The 20328-nt window shown below is 56.0% G+C and carries 11 protein-coding genes, 2 tRNA genes and 4 rRNA genes; 8 read left to right on the forward strand and 9 right to left on the reverse strand.

The window, feature by feature from the left end; genetic code table 11:
- Positions 1-162: 162 nt before the first annotated feature.
- The 5 genes from ACZ89R_RS18890 to ACZ89R_RS18910 all read right to left on the reverse strand — a co-directional run bounded on the left by ACZ89R_RS18890 (position 163) and on the right by ACZ89R_RS18910 (position 6076).
- Positions 163-1656, reverse strand: coding sequence for an acetyl-CoA hydrolase/transferase family protein (locus ACZ89R_RS18890; RefSeq protein ID WP_429544950.1), 1494 nt, complete (start codon positions 1654-1656; stop codon positions 163-165).
- A gap of 189 nt (positions 1657-1845) precedes the next feature.
- Entirely contained in the window at positions 1846-3282 is a 1437-nt protein-coding gene (locus ACZ89R_RS18895) for an NAD(P)(+) transhydrogenase (Re/Si-specific) subunit beta (RefSeq protein WP_429544949.1), read from the reverse strand.
- Positions 3282-3605, reverse strand: coding sequence for an NAD(P) transhydrogenase subunit alpha part 2 (locus ACZ89R_RS18900; protein WP_003187010.1), 324 nt, complete (start codon positions 3603-3605; stop codon positions 3282-3284). The genes ACZ89R_RS18895 and ACZ89R_RS18900 overlap by 1 nt, the downstream gene beginning before the upstream one ends.
- A gap of 15 nt (positions 3606-3620) precedes the next feature.
- Positions 3621-4742, reverse strand: coding sequence for a Re/Si-specific NAD(P)(+) transhydrogenase subunit alpha (locus tag ACZ89R_RS18905; protein ID WP_429544948.1), 1122 nt, complete (start codon positions 4740-4742; stop codon positions 3621-3623).
- A 434-nt stretch (positions 4743-5176) separates the two neighbouring features.
- Entirely contained in the window at positions 5177-6076 is a 900-nt protein-coding gene (locus ACZ89R_RS18910; RefSeq protein ID WP_429544947.1) for a LysR family transcriptional regulator, read from the reverse strand.
- A gap of 158 nt (positions 6077-6234) precedes the next feature.
- On the opposite strand from ACZ89R_RS18910, the gene ACZ89R_RS18915 reads away from it, so the two are divergent.
- The 8 genes from ACZ89R_RS18915 (at position 6235) to rrf (ACZ89R_RS18950) (ending at position 14815) form a co-directional block, all read left to right on the forward strand.
- Positions 6235-7416: an acyl-CoA dehydrogenase gene (locus ACZ89R_RS18915; RefSeq protein ID WP_030129615.1), complete on the forward strand. Its 1182-nt coding sequence runs from the start codon at positions 6235-6237 to the stop codon at positions 7414-7416.
- Positions 7417-7429: 13 nt separating this feature from the next.
- Positions 7430-8650 carry a CaiB/BaiF CoA transferase family protein gene (locus tag ACZ89R_RS18920; protein WP_429544946.1) on the forward strand — a complete coding sequence of 407 codons (1221 nt, stop codon included), beginning with the start codon at positions 7430-7432 and terminating at the stop codon, positions 8648-8650.
- 652 nt (positions 8651-9302) lie between these two features.
- Positions 9303-10841, forward strand: a 16S ribosomal RNA gene (locus ACZ89R_RS18925).
- A gap of 164 nt (positions 10842-11005) precedes the next feature.
- Positions 11006-11082 (forward strand) — tRNA-Ile (locus ACZ89R_RS18930).
- A 30-nt stretch (positions 11083-11112) separates the two neighbouring features.
- A tRNA-Ala gene (locus tag ACZ89R_RS18935) sits at positions 11113-11188 on the forward strand.
- Positions 11189-11424: 236 nt separating this feature from the next.
- Positions 11425-14316, forward strand: a 23S ribosomal RNA gene (locus ACZ89R_RS18940).
- Between the two features lie 160 nt (positions 14317-14476).
- Positions 14477-14592 (forward strand): 5S ribosomal RNA (gene rrf, locus ACZ89R_RS18945).
- A 107-nt stretch (positions 14593-14699) separates the two neighbouring features.
- Positions 14700-14815, forward strand: a 5S ribosomal RNA gene (gene rrf / locus ACZ89R_RS18950).
- The 16S, 23S and 5S rRNA genes sit together here with 2 tRNA genes alongside, the layout of an rRNA operon.
- 65 nt (positions 14816-14880) lie before the next feature.
- Here rrf (ACZ89R_RS18950) and ACZ89R_RS18955 read toward each other — a convergent pair.
- The 4 genes from ACZ89R_RS18955 to ACZ89R_RS18970 form a co-directional block, all read right to left on the reverse strand.
- Complete coding sequence (locus ACZ89R_RS18955; protein WP_429544945.1) at positions 14881-16077, reverse strand: PepSY-associated TM helix domain-containing protein; 1197 nt, start codon at positions 16075-16077, stop codon at positions 14881-14883.
- A 70-nt stretch (positions 16078-16147) separates the two neighbouring features.
- Positions 16148-18649: a TonB-dependent siderophore receptor gene (locus ACZ89R_RS18960; RefSeq protein WP_429544944.1), complete on the reverse strand. Its 2502-nt coding sequence runs from the start codon at positions 18647-18649 to the stop codon at positions 16148-16150.
- Between the two features lie 88 nt (positions 18650-18737).
- The gene (locus ACZ89R_RS18965; RefSeq protein ID WP_429544943.1) at positions 18738-19751 is read right to left on the reverse strand and encodes a FecR domain-containing protein; all 1014 of its coding nucleotides are present in this window, start codon (positions 19749-19751) and stop codon (positions 18738-18740) included.
- Entirely contained in the window at positions 19751-20251 is a 501-nt protein-coding gene (locus tag ACZ89R_RS18970) for a sigma-70 family RNA polymerase sigma factor (RefSeq protein WP_008005709.1), read from the reverse strand. Before ACZ89R_RS18970 ends, ACZ89R_RS18965 begins: the two co-directional genes overlap by 1 nt.
- Positions 20252-20328: the final 77 nt, after the last annotated feature.

A 20328-nucleotide genomic window follows, 5' to 3' on the forward strand; every position in this document is an offset into this window, starting at 1 on the left:
TACCTATGCGCACTAAACAGGTGCGTTTTTGATCATTTCAACGCAAAAGGTAGGTGAATGCCGTAGGAAAAGACCGGTACAGCAGTACAGTTTTTGACGTGATGGAGCGTTGTCACCGCAAGCTGACGAAACTGTGTTTGCGTCAGCTGCAATCTGTATCAATTACACCGCCAGCATGCGCCCGGTTTCTTCCAGGTTTATGTGCCAACTCAGGGCATCGCGAAGGATGTGCGGGGTATGCCCGCCGACTGCGCAAGCGGCAGTGAAGTAGTCATTCAAGGCTGGTCGATAGTCCGGGTGAACGCAGTTGTCGATGATGACCCTGGCGCGCTCACGCGGTGCCAGGCCACGCAGGTCGGCCAAACCTACTTCGGTCACGAGAATGTCCACGTCATGTTCTGTGTGGTCGACGTGGCTGACCATGGGGACCACGCTGGAAATCGCGCCGCCCTTGGCAATCGACTTGGTGACAAAGATCGCCAAGTGCGCATTGCGCGCGAAATCGCCGGAGCCGCCGATCCCATTCATCATCCGAGTGCCGCAGACGTGGGTGGAATTGACGTTGCCGTACAGGTCGAACTCCAGCGCAGTGTTGATGCCAATGATGCCCAGGCGCCGCACTACTTCGGGATGGTTCGAGATTTCCTGGGGGCGCAGGACCAGCTTGTCCTTATAGTGCTCCAGATTCCCGAACACATCGGCATTGCGCCGGCTCGACAGAGTGATCGAACTGCCGGAAGCAAAGCTCAGCTTGCCGGCGTCGATCAGGTCGAAAGTCGAATCCTGCAGCACTTCGGAGTACATGGTCAGTTCTTCGAACGGCGAGTCGATCAAGCCGCACATCACTGAATTGGCGATAGTGCCGATACCGGCTTGCAGCGGGCCGAGCTTGTTGGTCATGCGACCGGCAGCCACTTCTTGTTTGAAGAAATCGATCAGGTGGTCCGCGATGGCCTGTGTGTCGCTGTCCGGCGGCAAGACAGTGGACGGCGAGTCAGACTGATTAGTAATCACGATCGCGACAATTTTTTCCGGCGGTATCGGGATGGCGGTGCTGCCGATGCGGTCGTCGACCTTCACCAACGGAATCGGGGTGCGGGTCGGCCGGTAGGTCGGGATATAGATGTCGTGCAGGCCTTCGAGATTCGGGTTGTGCGCCAGGTTGATCTCGACGATCACGTGCTTGGCGAAAATCGCGAAGCTGGCCGAATTGCCTACCGAGGTGGTCGGCACAATATGGCCCTGCTCAGTGATTGCCACGGCTTCGATCACCGCGATGTCCGGTAGCTTGAGTTGTTGGTTACGCAGTAGCTCTACGGTTTCCGACAGGTGCTGGTCGATGAACATGACTTCGCCGGCATTGATCGCCTTGCGCAGGGTGCTGTCCACCTGGAACGGCATGCGTCGCGACAGTACGCCGGCTTCAGTCAGTTGTTTGTCGAGGTCGTTGCCCAGGCTGGCACCGGTCATCAGGGTGATTTTCAGCGGCGCGACCTTGGCACGCTCGGCCAGGGCATGAGGCACAGCCTTGGCTTCGCCGGCTCGGGTAAAGCCGCTCATGCCGACGGTCATGCCGTCCTGAATCAGAGCGGCAGCCTCGGCGGCGCTCATCACCTTATCCAACAACGAAGGCAAGCGAATACGGTCACGGTACATGGATTGTTATCTCGGGCAACGGAAGCAAGGTACGCAGTCTAGTGAATTTGATCAGTGTCCGTCCCGCTACCAAGGTCGCATTCGGCCTGTCTATTCTGGGCCTTTCAGACAAAACACCGTTACAGGATCGGTAACAGCCACAAACAAAAACGCCCCGACGAGTCGGGGCGTTCAGGTTGCCGAAGATTATTACTCGACGGCTTTAACCATGTCTTCGATGACTTTCTTGGCATCGCCGAAAACCATCATGGTCTTGTCCAGGTAGAACAGCTCGTTGTCCAGACCGGCGTAGCCGCTGGCCATCGAGCGCTTGTTGACGATGATGGTCTTGGCTTTGAACGCTTCGAGAATCGGCATGCCGGCAATCGGCGATTTCGGATCGTTCTTGGCCGCCGGGTTAACCACGTCGTTGGCACCCAGCACCAGCACCACGTCGGCCTGACCGAACTCGGAGTTGATGTCTTCCATCTCGAACACCTGGTCGTAAGGCACTTCGGCCTCGGCCAGCAGTACGTTCATGTGCCCAGGCATGCGGCCGGCGACCGGGTGGATCGCGTACTTCACGGTCACGCCGCGATGGGTCAGCTTCTCGGTCAGCTCTTTCAGAGCGTGCTGTGCCCGAGCGACCGCCAGGCCGTAGCCTGGAACGATGATCACGGTGTCGGCGTTGGTCAGCAGGAAGGTCGCATCGTCGGCCGAGCCGGATTTCACCGGGCGGGCTTCCTTCGAACCTGCCGGGCCGGCAGCGTCTGCCGTATTGCCGAAACCGCCGAGCAGTACGTTGAAGAAGGAGCGGTTCATCGCCTTGCACATAATGTACGAGAGGATCGCACCGCTTGAGCCCACCAGCGAGCCGGCAATAATCAGCATCGAGTTGTTCAGCGAAAAGCCGATTCCCGCTGCTGCCCAGCCGGAGTAGCTGTTGAGCATCGACACCACGACGGGCATGTCTGCACCGCCAATCGGGATGATGATCAGCACGCCCATCACGAAGGCCAGGGCTAGCATCAGAGCAAACGCGCTTAGATTGCCGGTCAGCATGAAGGTGATGCCGAGTGCCAGCGTCGCCAGACCCAGCAGCAGGTTCAGCTTGTGCTGACCGCTGAACTGTACGGGTGCGCCTTGGAACAGACGGAACTTGTACTTGCCCGACAGCTTGCCGAACGCGATCACCGAACCAGAGAAGGTGATTGCACCGATGGCAGCGCCGAGGAACAGCTCCAGGCGGTTACCGGCAGGAATCGAATCCCCCAGTTCCTTGACGATGCCCAGCGATTGCGGCTCGACCACCGCCGCGATGGCGATGAACACTGCGGCCATACCGATCATGCTGTGCATGAAGGCGACCAGTTCCGGCATCTTGGTCATTTCAACGCGCTTGGCCATGATCGAACCGGCGGTGCCGCCAACCAGCAGACCGACGATGACGTAACCGATGCCCGCAGTAGAAAGCTCCGCACCCAGCTTATAAATGAGGCCGACCGTGGTGAGGATCGCCAACGCCATGCCGAGCATGCCGTAGACATTGCCGCGCCGCGATGTGGTCGGGTGTGACAGGCCTTTAAGCGCCTGGATGAAGCAGATCGACGCGATCAGGTAGAGCGTCGTTACCAGATTCATGCTCATTACTTGGGCGCCTCTTCTTTTACGGCTTTCGGGGCTTTTTTCTTGAACATCTCAAGCATTCTGCGAGTTACGAGGAAACCACCGAACACGTTCACTGCCGCCAGAGCCACCGCCAGGGTGCCCATGGTCTTGCCCAGTGGGGTCACGGTCAACGCGGCCGCCAGCATGGCGCCGACGATCACAATCGCTGAAATGGCGTTGGTCACTGCCATCAACGGCGTATGCAGTGCAGGTGTAACGTTCCATACCACGTGATAACCGACATAAATCGCCAGCACGAAGATGATCAGGTTGTAGATACCGGGGGAGATAAGCTCTTCCATCGTCTGAATCCCTGCTTAGGCGTTTTTGCGGATGACTTGGCCGTCGCGGCACATCAGGCACGCGGCGACGATGTCGTCTTCGAGGTTCACTTCAAACTGGCCTTCTTTGTTGAAGACCAGCTTCAGGAAGTCCAGCAGGTTGCGTGCATACAGTGCCGAAGCATCGGCCGCGACGGCGCCGGCCAGATTGGTCGGGCCGCAAATGGTCACGCCATTCTCGATCACGACCTGATCGGCCACGGTCAGCGGGCAGTTGCCGCCCTGAGCGGCCGCGAGGTCGATGACCACGGAGCCTGGCTTCATCTGTGCCACGGTTTCCGCGCTCAATAGCGTCGGCGCCTTGCGGCCCGGGATCAGTGCAGTAGTAATGACGATGTCAGCCTGCTTGGCGCGCTCGTGCACGGCCAAGGCCTGGCGCTGCATCCAGCTGGCAGGCATGGGGCGTGCGTAACCGCCGACGCCGACGGCGCATTCGCGCTCTTCATCGGTTTCGTAAGGCACGTCGACGAACTTGGCGCCGAGGGATTCGATCTGCTCTTTTACCGCAGGACGTACGTCAGACGCTTCGATCACTGCACCCAGACGTTTCGCCGTGGCAATCGCCTGCAAACCGGCCACGCCAGCACCGAGAATCAGCACACGTGCCGCTTTCACGGTACCCGCAGCGGTCATCAGCATCGGCATGAAGCGAGGATAGTGGTGGGCGGCCAACAACACGGCTTTATAACCGGCGATGTTTGCCTGGGAGGACAACACATCCAGGCTCTGAGCGCGGGAGGTGCGCGGCGCGGCCTCCAGTGCGAAAGCGGTAATGCCGCACTCAGCCAGCTTGGCAATGGTTTCATTGCTGAACGGATTGAGCATGCCCACCACAACGGTGCCGCTTTTTATCAGCGTCAGTTCGCTGTCGCTGGGGGCGACCACCTTGAGAATCAGCTCTGCGCCAAATGTATCATTGGCACTGCCAATGGTCGCGCCTACCGCTTCATAAGCACTGTCGACAACGCTGGCGTTAATACCGGCGCCGCTTTGCACAGTGACTTTATGACCCTGGCCGATCAGCTTTTTGATGGTTTCCGGGGTTGCAGCAACCCGTGTTTCACCCGTCTGGGTTTCGAGAGGAACACCAATGTGCACGTCAAATCTCCTGCGTGATCTTATTGAGTAAACCCAGGCACTTCGGATGGTGCGGCTGGGGCGGCCGATCAGCACGATCCCGCTAAATCAGGGCGGGGCGCGGCATTTTGCAGGCGAACTTTGTGCCCTTCAAGGGATTATGACGGGTGACGGAAAATTAACTACAAGTCACCCCGTGACCGAATGTCGCACCGATCGGTGCGATCCCTTGCAGGCCGTGGCTTGTGAGGATTCTGTCCAAAATTCAAGAATTTACACATCGGCACGGTGAATGAGGTGTCATTGCCTTCCAATGGAGGCTCAAGGCCACGTATTCAGGCCTTTGTAGGACGTTTGTGCTACTCCTCAGTACAGTCTGCCAATATGCGACAAATACTTATATCTGTAGTGCTTTTGTTTTCCTGACTACGTGGTCAGCTAATAAGTGTGAGCCTTTATCCTTCTAGGCTGTAGCCTTGTGCCTGATTCACCAGCCAATCGCGAAATGCCTTTAAAGAGGCTGATTCGACCTTTCGCTCGGGAATCATCAGGTAGTAGGCCTTGATGCTCGATAGTGCCTGGGCGTTGGCAATCACCAGACGCTTCTCTGTCAATTCGCGCTGAATCAAGAACGGTGGAATCAGCGCGATCCCCATATCGTGCATTGCAGCTTGAGCAAGCATGGAGAATAGCTCGTAACGCGGCCCTGTCATGTCTCGCGGGATATTCAGGCTTTGAGAGTTGAACCACTGGCGCCAGGCATAAGGGCGTGTGGTCTGCTGTAGCAGGGGCAGTTCGGCGATTTCACTGGGGCTCAGGTTGGTTTTTTTGCCCAGTAACGTGGGGCTGCACACCGGCATCGGATTTTCGCCCATTAGCCTGTGGGATTCGGTACCCGGCCAGTCGGCGTCGCCGAAATAGATCGCGGCGTCGAAGTCGGTGTCGGCAAACAGGAAGGGGCGGGTGCGGTTGGTGAGGTTGACCGTCACTTCCGGATGTTTGTGCTGAAAATCCTTGAGTCGCGGCAACAGCCATTGAGTGCCGAAGGTGGGTACCACCGCCAGCTCGATCACGTTGGCGCCTTGCTGGCCCATCACTGACAAGGTGTCCCGTTCAACCGCGTCGAGTTGGGTGGCCACTCGGCGGCTGTAGGAAAGCCCGGCCTCCGTCAGCTTCACTCCGCGCCGCGAGCGTCGGAACAGTTCGACGCTGAGGAACTCCTCAAGGCTGGCGATCTGTCGGCAAATCGCTCCCTGCGTGAGGGAAAGTTCCTGGGCGGCCTTGGTAAAGCTCTCGTGGCGCGCTGCAGCTTCAAAACTGATCAGGGCGGTTGTACTGGGGATCTTCCTGCGCATGTACGTCAACCTCACTAATACATCGCATATAGGCTATTTTTGCGACGTTATGGAGTGAGAAATTAGCACAACAGTATGCAAAATCCTCGTTTGTCGTGAAGCCAAACCCGGCCTAGGATCACTCCACGTTATTTGACCCGATTCGAGAGGACTCACTCATGGGCGGTAAAGCTAGCTTCAACTGGATCGATCCCCTGCTGCTGGATCAACAGCTCACTGAAGAAGAACGCATGATTCGCGACACGGCTCAGCAATTCGCTCAGCAGAAGCTTGCGCCGCGTGTTCTCGAAGCTTTCCGTCATGAGAAGACCGACCCGGCGATCTTCCGCGAGATGGGTGAAGTGGGTCTGTTGGGTGCGACCATTCCTGAGCAATACGGTGGCAGCGGCCTTAACTACGTCAGCTACGGTCTGATTGCCCGTGAGGTCGAGCGTGTCGACTCCGGCTATCGCTCGATGATGAGCGTGCAGTCCTCGCTGGTCATGGTGCCGATCAACGAATTCGGTACCGAAGCACAGAAGCAGAAGTACCTGCCGAAGCTGGCCTCGGGTGAATGGATCGGTTGCTTCGGTCTGACCGAGCCTGACCACGGTTCCGACCCGGGCGCGATGATTACTCGTGCACGTAAAGTGGAAGGCGGCTACAGCCTCACCGGCAGCAAAATGTGGATCACCAACAGCCCGATCGCCGATGTGTTCGTGGTTTGGGGCAAGGACGACGCGGGCGACATTCGTGGTTTTGTTCTGGAGAAGGGCTGGAAAGGCCTTAGCGCTCCGGCGATTCATGGCAAGGTTGGCCTGCGTGCATCCATCACCGGCGAGATCGTCATGGATAACGTGTTTGTCCCTGAAGAGAACATCTTCCCGGATGTCCGGGGCTTGAAAGGTCCTTTTACCTGCCTTAACTCGGCGCGTTATGGCATTTCCTGGGGCGCGCTGGGCGCTGCCGAGTTCTGCTGGCACACCGCTCGCCAGTACACCCTGGATCGTAAGCAGTTTGGTCGTCCATTGGCGGCCACACAGTTGATCCAGAAGAAGCTGGCTGACATGCAGACCGAAATCACTCTGGCGCTGCAAGGCTGCCTGCGTCTGGGTCGTATGAAGGATGAAGGCACTGCTGCCGTCGAGATTACGTCGATGATGAAGCGCAACTCCTGTGGCAAGTCCCTGGACATCGCTCGCATGGCGCGCGACATGCTGGGTGGCAACGGCATCTCCGATGAGTTCGGTGTCGCTCGGCATCTGGTCAACCTGGAAGTGGTGAATACCTATGAAGGTACGCATGACGTCCACGCACTGATCCTCGGTCGCGCGCAGACCGGCATCCAGGCGTTCTATTAATAGGAGAACGGTCATGGGCGCGCTTTCGCATCTACGGGTACTGGATTTATCGCGGGTGCTTGCCGGGCCTTGGGCCGGGCAGATCCTGGCGGACCTTGGCGCCGAAGTCATCAAGGTCGAGCGCCCGGGCAATGGCGATGACACGCGCGCCTGGGGGCCTCCGTTTCTTAAAGATGCCTATGGCGAGAACACCAGCGAGGCGGCCTATTACTTGTCCGCCAATCGCAATAAGCAATCAGTGACCATCGACTTCACGCGGCCAGAGGGTCAACAGTTGGTGCGTGAGTTGGCGGCGAAGTCGGACATCCTCATTGAAAACTTCAAGGTCGGTGGTCTGGCGGCTTATGGGTTGGACTATGAGTCGCTCAGGGCGATTAATCCGAAGCTGATCTATTGCTCGATCACTGGATTCGGTCAGACAGGTCCGTATGCCAAGCGTGCGGGTTACGATTTCATGATCCAGGGCTTGGGCGGTCTGATGAGTTTGACCGGTCGTCCCGAAGGCGATGAAGGCGCGGGTCCGGTGAAAGTCGGTGTGGCGCTGACAGATATTTTGACCGGTCTCTATTCAACGGTAGCGATCCTGGCGGCCTTGGCTCATCGGGATCAGGGCGGTGGCGGTCAGCATATAGACATGGCATTGCTGGATGTTCAGGTGGCTTGTCTGGCCAATCAGGCGATGAATTACCTGACTACAGGCGTTGCGCCTAAACGCCTGGGCAACGCTCACCCGAATATCGTGCCTTATCAGGACTTTCCTACAGCCGATGGCGACTTCATCCTCACTGTGGGTAATGATGGGCAGTTCCGCAAGTTTGCGCAGGTGGCTGGTCAGCCGCAGTGGGCGGATGATCCACGTTTTGCGACCAACAAATTACGGGTGGCTAACCGAGCAGTATTGATTCCGCTGATTCGTCAGGTGACCGTGTTCAAGACTACTGCTGAGTGGGTGGTGCAGCTGGAGCAGGCAGGCGTGCCATGCGGACCGATCAATGATCTGGCTCAGATGTTTGCCGATCCTCAGGTTCAGGCGCGGGGGTTGGCTATTGAGCTGCCTCATGCTTTGGCCGGGATGGTGCCGCAGGTTGCGAGCCCGATACGTCTGTCCGAGACGCCGGTGGAGTACCGTAGTGCGCCTCCTTTGTTGGGTGAGCACACGCTGGAGGTTCTGCAGCGGGTGTTGGGTCTGGATGCCGGAGTCGTTGCTGGGTTCAAGGCGTCTGGAGTGCTCTGAGCATTCCTTCTATATAGCAGGGCTGGTTTTGCTCTCCTATATAGAGGGGAATGCGCAGTTTTCCGGCGTTCCGCAAGTTATTGATAGAAAAGCGTAATTAGAGGTTGACGGCAGATTCTGGAGGTCTATAATTCGCCCCACTTCCGGCGCAGTCGAAACGGAAAACTCCTTGGTAAACAAAGAGTTACGCAGTTTTCGGCAGCGGTTACGCTTCAGTTCATCGAAGCCAGAAGGAGTCGGTAAGGCAGTGTGTTTTCGCCTTATTGACGGTTCGATCTTCTCGGTCGAAAGCGGAGAAAAAGAGGTGTTGACAGCAGCGAGTAACGCTGTAGAATTCGCCTCCCGCTAACGAGAGATCGGAAGCGCAAGTGGTTGAAGTTGTTGAAGATTCCCAAGCGAAACTTTGAAAACTTCTGAAAATAACCGCTTGACAGTAACAGAGGCTGCTGTAGAATGCGCGCCTCGGTTGAGACGAAAGATCTTAACCAACCGCTCTTTAACAACTGAATCAAGCAATTCGTGTGGGTGCTTGTGGAGTCAGACTGATAGTCAACAAGATTATCAGCATCACAAGTTACTCCGCGAGAAATCAAAGATGTAACCAACGATTGCTGAGCCAAGTTTAGGGTTTCTTAAAAACCCAAAGATGTTTGAACTGAAGAGTTTGATCATGGCTCAGATTGAACGCTGGCGGCAGGCCTAACACATGCAAGTCGAGCGGCAGCACGGGTACTTGTACCTGGTGGCGAGCGGCGGACGGGTGAGTAATGCCTAGGAATCTGCCTGGTAGTGGGGGATAACGCTCGGAAACGGACGCTAATACCGCATACGTCCTACGGGAGAAAGCAGGGGACCTTCGGGCCTTGCGCTATCAGATGAGCCTAGGTCGGATTAGCTAGTTGGTGAGGTAATGGCTCACCAAGGCGACGATCCGTAACTGGTCTGAGAGGATGATCAGTCACACTGGAACTGAGACACGGTCCAGACTCCTACGGGAGGCAGCAGTGGGGAATATTGGACAATGGGCGAAAGCCTGATCCAGCCATGCCGCGTGTGTGAAGAAGGTCTTCGGATTGTAAAGCACTTTAAGTTGGGAGGAAGGGCAGTTACCTAATACGTAATTGTTTTGACGTTACCGACAGAATAAGCACCGGCTAACTCTGTGCCAGCAGCCGCGGTAATACAGAGGGTGCAAGCGTTAATCGGAATTACTGGGCGTAAAGCGCGCGTAGGTGGTTCGTTAAGTTGGATGTGAAATCCCCGGGCTCAACCTGGGAACTGCATTCAAAACTGACGAGCTAGAGTATGGTAGAGGGTGGTGGAATTTCCTGTGTAGCGGTGAAATGCGTAGATATAGGAAGGAACACCAGTGGCGAAGGCGACCACCTGGACTGATACTGACACTGAGGTGCGAAAGCGTGGGGAGCAAACAGGATTAGATACCCTGGTAGTCCACGCCGTAAACGATGTCAACTAGCCGTTGGGAGCCTTGAGCTCTTAGTGGCGCAGCTAACGCATTAAGTTGACCGCCTGGGGAGTACGGCCGCAAGGTTAAAACTCAAATGAATTGACGGGGGCCCGCACAAGCGGTGGAGCATGTGGTTTAATTCGAAGCAACGCGAAGAACCTTACCAGGCCTTGACATCCAATGAACTTTCCAGAGATGGATTGGTGCCTTCGGGAACATTGAGACAGGTGCTGCATGGCTGTCGTCAGCTCGTGTCGTGAGATGTTGGGTTAAGTCCCGTAACGAGCGCAACCCTTGTCCTTAGTTACCAGCACGTGATGGTGGGCACTCTAAGGAGACTGCCGGTGACAAACCGGAGGAAGGTGGGGATGACGTCAAGTCATCATGGCCCTTACGGCCTGGGCTACACACGTGCTACAATGGTCGGTACAGAGGGTTGCCAAGCCGCGAGGTGGAGCTAATCCCAGAAAACCGATCGTAGTCCGGATCGCAGTCTGCAACTCGACTGCGTGAAGTCGGAATCGCTAGTAATCGCGAATCAGAATGTCGCGGTGAATACGTTCCCGGGCCTTGTACACACCGCCCGTCACACCATGGGAGTGGGTTGCACCAGAAGTAGCTAGTCTAACCTTCGGGAGGACGGTTACCACGGTGTGATTCATGACTGGGGTGAAGTCGTAACAAGGTAGCCGTAGGGGAACCTGCGGCTGGATCACCTCCTTAATCGACGACATCAGCTGCTCCATAAGTTCCCACACGAATTGCTTGATTCATTGAAGAAGACGATAAAGAAGCAGCCTGTATCAGGTTGTAGCTGAGTTGGTTAGAGCGCACCCCATGCTTCGTGGTTAAGAGCAGGGTGAGGTCGGCCTTAGTAGCTCGAAATTGGGTCTGTAGCTCAGTTGGTTAGAGCGCACCCCTGATAAGGGTGAGGTCGGCAGTTCGAATCTGCCCAGACCCACCAATTTTGTGTGGGAAACGCCTGTAGAAATACGGGGCCATAGCTCAGCTGGGAGAGCGCCTGCCTTGCACGCAGGAGGTCAACGGTTCGATCCCGTTTGGCTCCACCACTACTGCTTCTGTTTGTTGAAAGCTTAGAAATGAGCATTCCATCGTGACGATGGTGAATGTTGATTTCTAGTCTTTGGCTAGATCGTTCTTTAAAAATTTGGGTATGTGATAGAAAGATAGACTGAACACTACTTTCACTGGTAGTGGATCAGGCTAAGGTAAAATTTGTGAGTTTAATCGCGAATTTTCGGCGAATGTCGTCTTCACAGTATAACCAGATTGCTTGGGGTTATATGGTCAAGTGAAGAAGCGCATACGGTGGATGCCTTGGCAGTCAGAGGCGATGAAAGACGTGGTAGCCTGCGAAAAGCTTCGGGGAGTCGGCAAACAGACTTTGATCCGGAGATGTCTGAATGGGGGAACCCACCTAACATAAGTTAGGTATCTTAAGCTGAATACATAGGCTTAAGAAGCGAACCAGGGGAACTGAAACATCTAAGTACCCTGAGGAAAAGAAATCAACCGAGATTCCCTTAGTAGTGGCGAGCGAACGGGGACTAGCCCTTAAGTGGCTTTGAGATTAGCGGAACGCTCTGGAAAGTGCGGCCATAGTGGGTGATAGCCCTGTACGCGAAAATCTCTTGGTCATGAAATCGAGTAGGACGGAGCACGAGAAACTTTGTCTGAATATGGGGGGACCATCCTCCAAGGCTAAATACTACTGACTGACCGATAGTGAACTAGTACCGTGAGGGAAAGGCGAAAAGAACCCCGGAGAGGGGAGTGAAATAGATCCTGAAACCGTATGCGTACAAGCAGTGGGAGCCCACTTTGTTGGGTGACTGCGTACCTTTTGTATAATGGGTCAGCGACTTATTTTCAGTGGCGAGCTTAACCGAATAGGGGAGGCGTAGCGAAAGCGAGTCTTAATAGGGCGTCTAGTCGCTGGGAATAGACCCGAAACCGGGCGATCTATCCATGGGCAGGTTGAAGGTTGGGTAACACTAACTGGAGGACCGAACCGACTACCGTTGAAAAGTTAGCGGATGACCTGTGGATCGGAGTGAAAGGCTAATCAAGCTCGGAGATAGCTGGTTCTCCTCGAAAGCTATTTAGGTAGCGCCTCATGTATCACTGTAGGGGGTAGAGCACTGTTTCGGCTAGGGGGTCATCCCGACTTACCAAACCGATGCAAACTCCGAATACCTACAAGTGCCGAGCATGGGAGACACACGGCGGGTGCTAACGTCCGTCGTGAAAAGGGAAACAACCCAGACCGTCAGCTAAGGTCCCAAAGTTATGGTTAAGTGGGAAACGATGTGGGAAGGCTTAGACAGCTAGGAGGTTGGCTTAGAAGCAGCCACCCTTTAAAGAAAGCGTAATAGCTCACTAGTCGAGTCGGCCTGCGCGGAAGATGTAACGGGGCTCAAACCATACACCGAAGCTACGGGTATCACTTAGGTGATGCGGTAGAGGAGCGTTCTGTAAGCCTGTGAAGGTGAGTTGAGAAGCTTGCTGGAGGTATCAGAAGTGCGAATGCTGACATGAGTAACGACAATGGGTGTGAAAAACACCCACGCCGAAAGACCAAGGTTTCCTGCGCAACGTTAATCGACGCAGGGTTAGTCGGTCCCTAAGGCGAGGCTGAAAAGCGTAGTCGATGGAAAACAGGTTAATATTCCTGTACTTCTGGTTATTGCGATGGAGGGACGGAGAAGGCTAGGCCAGCTTGGCGTTGGTTGTCCAAGTTTAAGGTGGTAGGCTGGAATCTTAGGTAAATCCGGGATTCTAAGGCCGAGAGCTGATGACGAGTGTTCTTTTAGAACACGAAGTGGTTGATGCCATGCTTCCAAGAAAAGCTTCTAAGCTTCAGGTAACCAGGAACCGTACCCCAAACCGACACAGGTGGTTGGGTAGAGAATACCAAGGCGCTTGAGAGAACTCGGGTGAAGGAACTAGGCAAAATGGCACCGTAACTTCGGGAGAAGGTGCGCCGGTGAGGGTGAAGCATTTACTGCGTAAGCCCACGCCGGTCGAAGATACCAGGCCGCTGCGACTGTTTATTAAAAACACAGCACTCTGCAAACACGAAAGTGGACGTATAGGGTGTGACGCCTGCCCGGTGCCGGAAGGTTAATTGATGGGGTTAGCTAACGCGAAGCTCTTGATCGAAGCCCCGGTAAACGGCGGCCGTAACTATAACGGTCCTAAGGTAGCGAAATTCCTTGTCGGGTAAGTTCCGACCTGCACGAATGGCGTAACGATGGCGGCGCTGTCTCCACCCGAGACTCAGTGAAATTGAAATCGCTGTGAAGATGCAGTGTATCCGCGGCTAGACGGAAAGACCCCGTGAACCTTTACTATAGCTTTGCACTGGACTTTGAATTTGCTTGTGTAGGATAGGTGGGAGGCTTTGAAGCGTGGACGCCAGTTCGCGTGGAGCCAACCTTGAAATACCACCCTGGCAACTTTGAGGTTCTAACTCAGGTCCGTTATCCGGATCGAGGACAGTGTATGGTGGGTAGTTTGACTGGGGCGGTCTCCTCCTAAAGAGTAACGGAGGAGTACGAAGGTGCGCTCAGACCGGTCGGAAATCGGTCGTAGAGTATAAAGGCAAAAGCGCGCTTGACTGCGAGACAGACACGTCGAGCAGGTACGAAAGTAGGTCTTAGTGATCCGGTGGTTCTGTATGGAAGGGCCATCGCTCAACGGATAAAAGGTACTCCGGGGATAACAGGCTGATACCGCCCAAGAGTTCATATCGACGGCGGTGTTTGGCACCTCGATGTCGGCTCATCACATCCTGGGGCTGAAGCCGGTCCCAAGGGTATGGCTGTTCGCCATTTAAAGTGGTACGCGAGCTGGGTTTAGAACGTCGTGAGACAGTTCGGTCCCTATCTGCCGTGGACGTTTGAGATTTGAGAGGGGCTGCTCCTAGTACGAGAGGACCGGAGTGGACGAACCTCTGGTGTTCCGGTTGTCACGCCAGTGGCATTGCCGGGTAGCTATGTTCGGAATAGATAACCGCTGAAAGCATCTAAGCGGGAAACTAGCCTCAAGATGAGATCTCACTGGGACCTTGAGTCCCCTGAAGGGCCGTCGAAGACTACGACGTTGATAGGTTGGGTGTGTAAGCGCTGTGAGGCGTTGAGCTAACCAATACTAATTGCCCGTGAGGCTTGACCATATAACACCCAAGCAATTTGCTGACCTGAAGAGGCACCAGATTGCGGTGTGTGAAGACGAAACGAACCGAAAGTTCGAGATACTCACAAAACACCAAACTATCGCATACCCATTCGCTGGAGCGTGAACCCGCAAGGGCCCACGACCTGGCTACCGAATTTCTTGACGACCATAGAGCATTGGAACCACCTGATCCCATCCCGAACTCAGCAGTGAAACGATGCATCGCCGATGGTAGTGTGGGGTTTCCCCATGTGAGAGTAGGTCATCGTCAAGATTAAATTCCGAAACCCCTATCTGCGTATGCAGGTGGGGGTTTTGTTTTAGTAGAAGTCACCGATTTTGCTGGCACGTTACCGCTGTAACGGGCTGGTCACAGAATTTCTTGACGACCATAGAGCATTGGAACCACCTGATCCCATCCCGAACTCAGCAGTGAAACGATGCATCGCCGATGGTAGTGTGGGGTTTCCCCATGTGAGAGTAGGTCATCGTCAAGATTGAATTCCGAAACCCCTGTCTGCTTATGCAGACAGGGGTTTTGTCTTTCTGGGCTATAGAAACCTCAATCTGGAATGGGGCACATCCTGCTCTTACGTGCCTTGCTACTCCTTCGAGCCAGCAACTTGCGCCACCAGATATAGATTCCCGTCACTGACAATACTGCAATCAAAACACCTAGCACCGCGATCATGACTTGCCCGGTGAGCCCAATGATCCGCCCTCCGTGTATCGGCAATTGCAGCCGATAAAAACGCTCTCCCAGGGTGCCTTGTCCTGCGATTTCCTGCCCCAATAAACGTCCATCCGTGCCATGGAAGAACAGCCAGGACTTTCCATGGGCCTCGGTATCATGCTGCCCAAACCCTGCCCCATAAAAGTTGTACTCAAAGCTGTAATACAACTCCCCGATTGCAGCGGTCAGCCCTAGCTTTTGCCCTTCCTGTAACGCACGTTCATAAGCCTGTTGATAACTCAGCCGCGTAACTCCCAACTCCTCAGCAGGCATGCGTCCGCGGGCCTCGTAAACGCTCGGCTCAATCGGCGAAAACAGTGAAACCACAGGCTTGAAGACCTGATTCGGCAGGTTCATGGCGACACTGCTGACCGCAATCGGTAGCAGCAACAACCAAAGCCACAACCTACCCGCCCGATGCAGGTCAAAATTCAGCCGGTAGGCATGCCCACCCTTGATCTTCCAGGCCGTCGACCATTTCTTCCAGAACGGTTTCCCACGTGGAAGCGTCAGCCAAAGCGCGATGAAACAATCGACAACCCAGGCGATCGCGACCAGTCCCATTAACAACAATCCCCAGTTATTCGGCAGGACCAGGTTGTAGTGAAACTCCAGAATGAACGGAATGAAGTTCTCCCGCTGAAAGCAGCATTCTCCCCAGAACCGCTGCCCTTTCTGCTCGCCATTGACCGGGTCCAGATAGAACACCTGATTGGGCTCGGAAAAAGGTTTTCCGGTCGCAGGATCATTACGCGGTACCGCAGCCAGCAATGCGGTATGAGCCTGTTCTGACGGGTACTCCATGTACCAGACTTGTAGCCTCGGATGCTCCGTTTGCAGCTTGTCGACCAAAGCACCGGGCGGCAAACGCTGACCTTCGGCAGACGCTGAATAAAACCCCGGATTGAGCCACTCATCCAGCTCATGATTGAACGCCAGGATGCTGCCCGTAAGCCCCGCCATCAGCAGAAACAACGCAGTCGCCAAACCAATGTAGCGATGAAGTAAAACCAGAAATGCACGCATGGAATTTTCCTGCAGAGACGACAAAGCCAGCCCCTGAATTCAGGGGCTGGCTTTTTTGGATAACGAGTCGTTAGAACTGGTAGCTCACGGTAGCGGCGACGTTGCGCTCTTCACCCAGGTAGCAGAAGTTCAGGCTGGCACAGGAGGCCACGTAGGACTCGTTGGTCAGGTTGTTCGCATTCAAACGTACGTCCACGCCCTTCAAGCCCACCTTGCCCAAGTCATAGCCGACAGACGCATCGAACAGCGTGTAGGACGGCACCTTCAGAGTGTTTTCCGCATCGGCCCAGCTGTAGCCGACATAACGCACGCCGCCGCCCAGACGCAGGCCATCAAGTGCTGCGCTGTCGAACTTGTAGTCCGCCCATACCGATGCCATATGACGTGGCGCCTGAGTCGGTGAGTTGCCCTTGTTTTCGATCACGTCGGTTGCAGTGCTCAACGTACTGATCATCGACTTCGAATACTCGATGTCGGTGAAGGTGTAGCTGCCGAGGACTTTCAGGTTATCGGTCAGCTGCATGTGCGCTTCCAGTTCCAGACCTTGGGAGCGGACGGCGCCTACAGCGCGATAGAAGTTTTCCTGCGGCAGTTTGGTCGCCAGGTTTTCCTGATCGATGCGGAACAGCGACGCCGTGAACAAGTTGTCGGTGCCTGGCGGCTGGTACTTCAGGCCCACTTCCCACTGGGTGCCATCGGTCGGTGCCAGAGGATTGCCGGCGCTGTCCGCGTAGGAGTTCGGGTTGAACGACTCGGAGTAGCTGATGTACGGCGCAATACCGTTATCGAACAGATACAACGCCCCGGCTCGGCCCGTCAGCTTGGTGCGTTTGTCACTGATTTCCGTGCCTACAGGGCGTCCCGCTTCAGCCAGCCGATTTTCATCGGAGGTTTCAACCCAGTCCTGACGCAGGCCCAAAGAGAAGCGCCACTTATCCATCTCGATCAAGTCTTGCAGGTAGACGCCAGTCTGTTCCAGGCGCCGCAGATAGCTGGTCGGGCTGTAGAAGTCGATGGCCGAATTGCCGTACACCGGATTGAACGCATCGATCGGCGCAAGACCGCCACTGGTCCAGTCGACGACCGTCTTGCGCCGCTGGTAGTCCGCGCCCATCAGCACGGTGTGTTTGGTTGCGCCGGTGAAGAACTCGGCTTGCAGCATGTTATCGACGATAAAGGCGTGGAGCTTTTCGTCGCCGCCGGTGTAATAGCGGTTCAACTCGTTACTGGTGGGAGTGGTCCAGCCATAGGCATAAACCTGATCGATCTTCACCTTGGAGTCGAGATAGCGGAAGTTCTGCCGAGCGGTGAGGACGTCGTTGAAGCGATGTTCGAACTGATAACCGAAGGACTGTTGATCTCGCTGGAAGCCATCAACGCCCGGCTCGCCTTCGAAGAAGTTGGGGGAGATCCGATTGCCGTTGCGCTGATGGATCGTGCCATCGGCCGGGACGCCGCCGTGATAGCCGCCGTCGGGATCGTGTTGCAGATAGGCTTGCAGCGTCAGCGAGGTATCTTCGGTGAAATCGATGCTCACCGTCGGCGCCAGGGCGAAGCGCTTTTCCTCATTGTGGTCGAACTGTGTGTCGAACTGATCCGCCAACCCTGTCAGGCGATAGGCGATGCGCTTGTCATCATCCACCGGCCCGCTGAAGTCGAAACCCATGCCGCGCTGACCTTGGGTGCCCACCGTGGCCTGGACCTGATGATAGGGCTCATACAACGGTTTCTTGCTGGTCAACGCCACCAGCCCGCCCGGCGAACTGCGACCGTAGAGTACTGACGACGGCCCTTTGAGAATATCGACTCGTTCGAGGAAATAGGGGTCTACCTGCATGGTGCTGTAGGTGCCGCTGTCACCCATGGATTTGAGGCCATCGAGATAGATGTTATCCACCGAGCCGTCGTTGAAACCGCGCATCGCCACGTAGTCGTAACGGTGGGTCGCGCCGTAAGGGTTGGTCAGCACGCCCGGGGTGTAGCGCATCGCCTGGGACACGGTTTGCGAGCCTTGGTCGTCCATTTGCTCGCGGGTCACCACGGACACGCTTTGTGAGGTTTCCAGCAGCGCGGTACTGGTCTTGGTGGCGATCTGGCTGTGCGTTGCGTTGTAGCCATCCATGCTGCCCAGCGCGTTACCCAGGGCGAAGCCTTTGATGTCGGTGGTGGGCAGCGCCAGGGCTTCGGTTTCAGCGACGGGCCGCAGCACATAGCTGCTGCCATCCTGACTGACGGCCACAAGCCCTGTGCCGTTGAGCAAATGACTCAACGCCTGATCCGCCGAATAGTCGCCCTGTAATCCCGGCGATTGAAGGCCCTGAGTTTGAGCCGGAGTCGTCGACAGCGTGATGCCCGCCTGACGCGCGAATTGGTTGAGCACATCGCTCAAGGAGCCGGCGGCGATGTTGTAGCGGTGGCTACTGGCTTCGCTGCCCTGTGCTGCAACGCCAAGTGTCGGCAGCAGGCCGACACCCAATGCGGTCGAGAACAGCGCCGCGCGGATGGCGTGGCGCAATACGCCCGATTCCGCGGCGAAATGGAGAGGGTTCTTACTGATGGCGCGCACAGTCATTGTAGGTTTCCGTAGGAAGTCGCTGAAGGCAGAGTTGAAGTGCTTACTGACTAAGCCGGACTTGTTCAGAAAACCCGCCAAAAATAATTCAGGCCTGCCGCTCCAGCGTCACCCAATAGCGAGTGCGATAGCGCAGTCGCACCGCCAGGGTTTGCGGCAGGATGGCCAGTAGTTTGTCGGTGTCTTCGAGACGGAAAACCCCGGACAGCCGCAAGTGGGCAATGTCGGCCGCGCAGGTCAGATAGCCGGGACGGTAACGTCCGACTTCATTAATGAAATCCCCGAGGCGCATGTTGCGGGTGACGATCAGGCCATCCACCCAGGCCCCCGCATCCATGTCCTGCGGCGGTGCCAACTGCGCTCGACTCCGATCGATCAAATAACTCTGCCCGGCCTGCACGTGGATCGGCAGGCCATCGGCGGCCCGTGGCGAATGGATTGCGACGACGCCGCTGGTGACGCTGAGCTGCGTGCAGTCGGCGTCCTGACGAACAATGAAGCGCGCCGCCACACTTTCGAACACACCGTGACGGCTTTGCACCCGCAACGGTCCATCAAACGAAACCCCTTCACTTGCCCCACCGCACGTCACGACGATCTCGCCGCGAGTCAGTTTGATCAGGCGCTGCCGCGCGGTGTAGTCCAGATCCACCGCGCTGGCGGTGTTGAGCTCCAGGCGCGTGCCATCCGGTAACTGGAAACCGCGTCGCTCGCCTGTTGTGGTGGCGAAGTCGGCGGTCCATTGTTGCCAGCCGATCGCATCCTTGCCCAGCCATGCCGCCGAACCCATCAATAATGCGCCCGACAGCAGCTTCAATGCCTGGCGCCGCCCGAGTCCCTGTGCGCTGTTTTCCAAAGTATTGAAAGCGACTTGAGCGCCGGGCACCGCGCGTAGATTACTGCTCAACTCGGCTTGCAGGGACTGCACCCGTTGCCAGGCTAGTTCGTGTTCATGGTGTTCCGCCCGCCAGACGTCGCATTGTTGGCGCAGTCTGGGATTGGTCGCGTTGTTACGCAGGCGCAGCAACCAATGGATGGCTTGTTTAACCACCTGCTGATGCGGCGCACCGCGGCGGTTCAGTGCTGAGTTATCCGCAGGCATCACGCTTCATACCGCAGCACATAGCAGTGATAAAGCGCGTCAGCCACATAGCGTTCCACCGAACGCAGGGATAATCCCATGTGTTCGGCGATCTGCTTGTGGGTAAGTCCTTCGCACTGGGCCAGCAGAAATGCCTGACGCACTTTCGGCTTCAGGCCTTCAAGCATACGGGCGATGCTTTCCAGCAATTCGAGCACCAATGCCCGCGCCTCGGCGCTCGGGGTTTCGGCCTCAGGCAAATGGGCGATGGTTTCCAGGTAGGCACGCTCGATTTCCTCTCGACGCCAATGGTCGATCACCAGGCCGCGGGCAATGGTTCGTAGAAAAGCGCGGGGGGCCTTGAGCTCCAGGCGTTCGGTTCTTTGCAGCAGCCGGACGAACGTGTCCTGAGCCAGATCCGCCGCATCGGCTGCATTGCCCAATCGCGCACGTAGCCACGTGTTGAGCCACCCGTGATGGCTGCTGTAAAGCGCCTGTACTGCAAACTCAGGTGAAGACATGAACGCGACAGCCCGACGTCACAAATGATAATTAGTCGCATTGTCATCAAGGGTCGGAAAATTTGCAACTGCCGTTC

The organism is Pseudomonas sp. TE3728 (assembly GCF_056279145.1).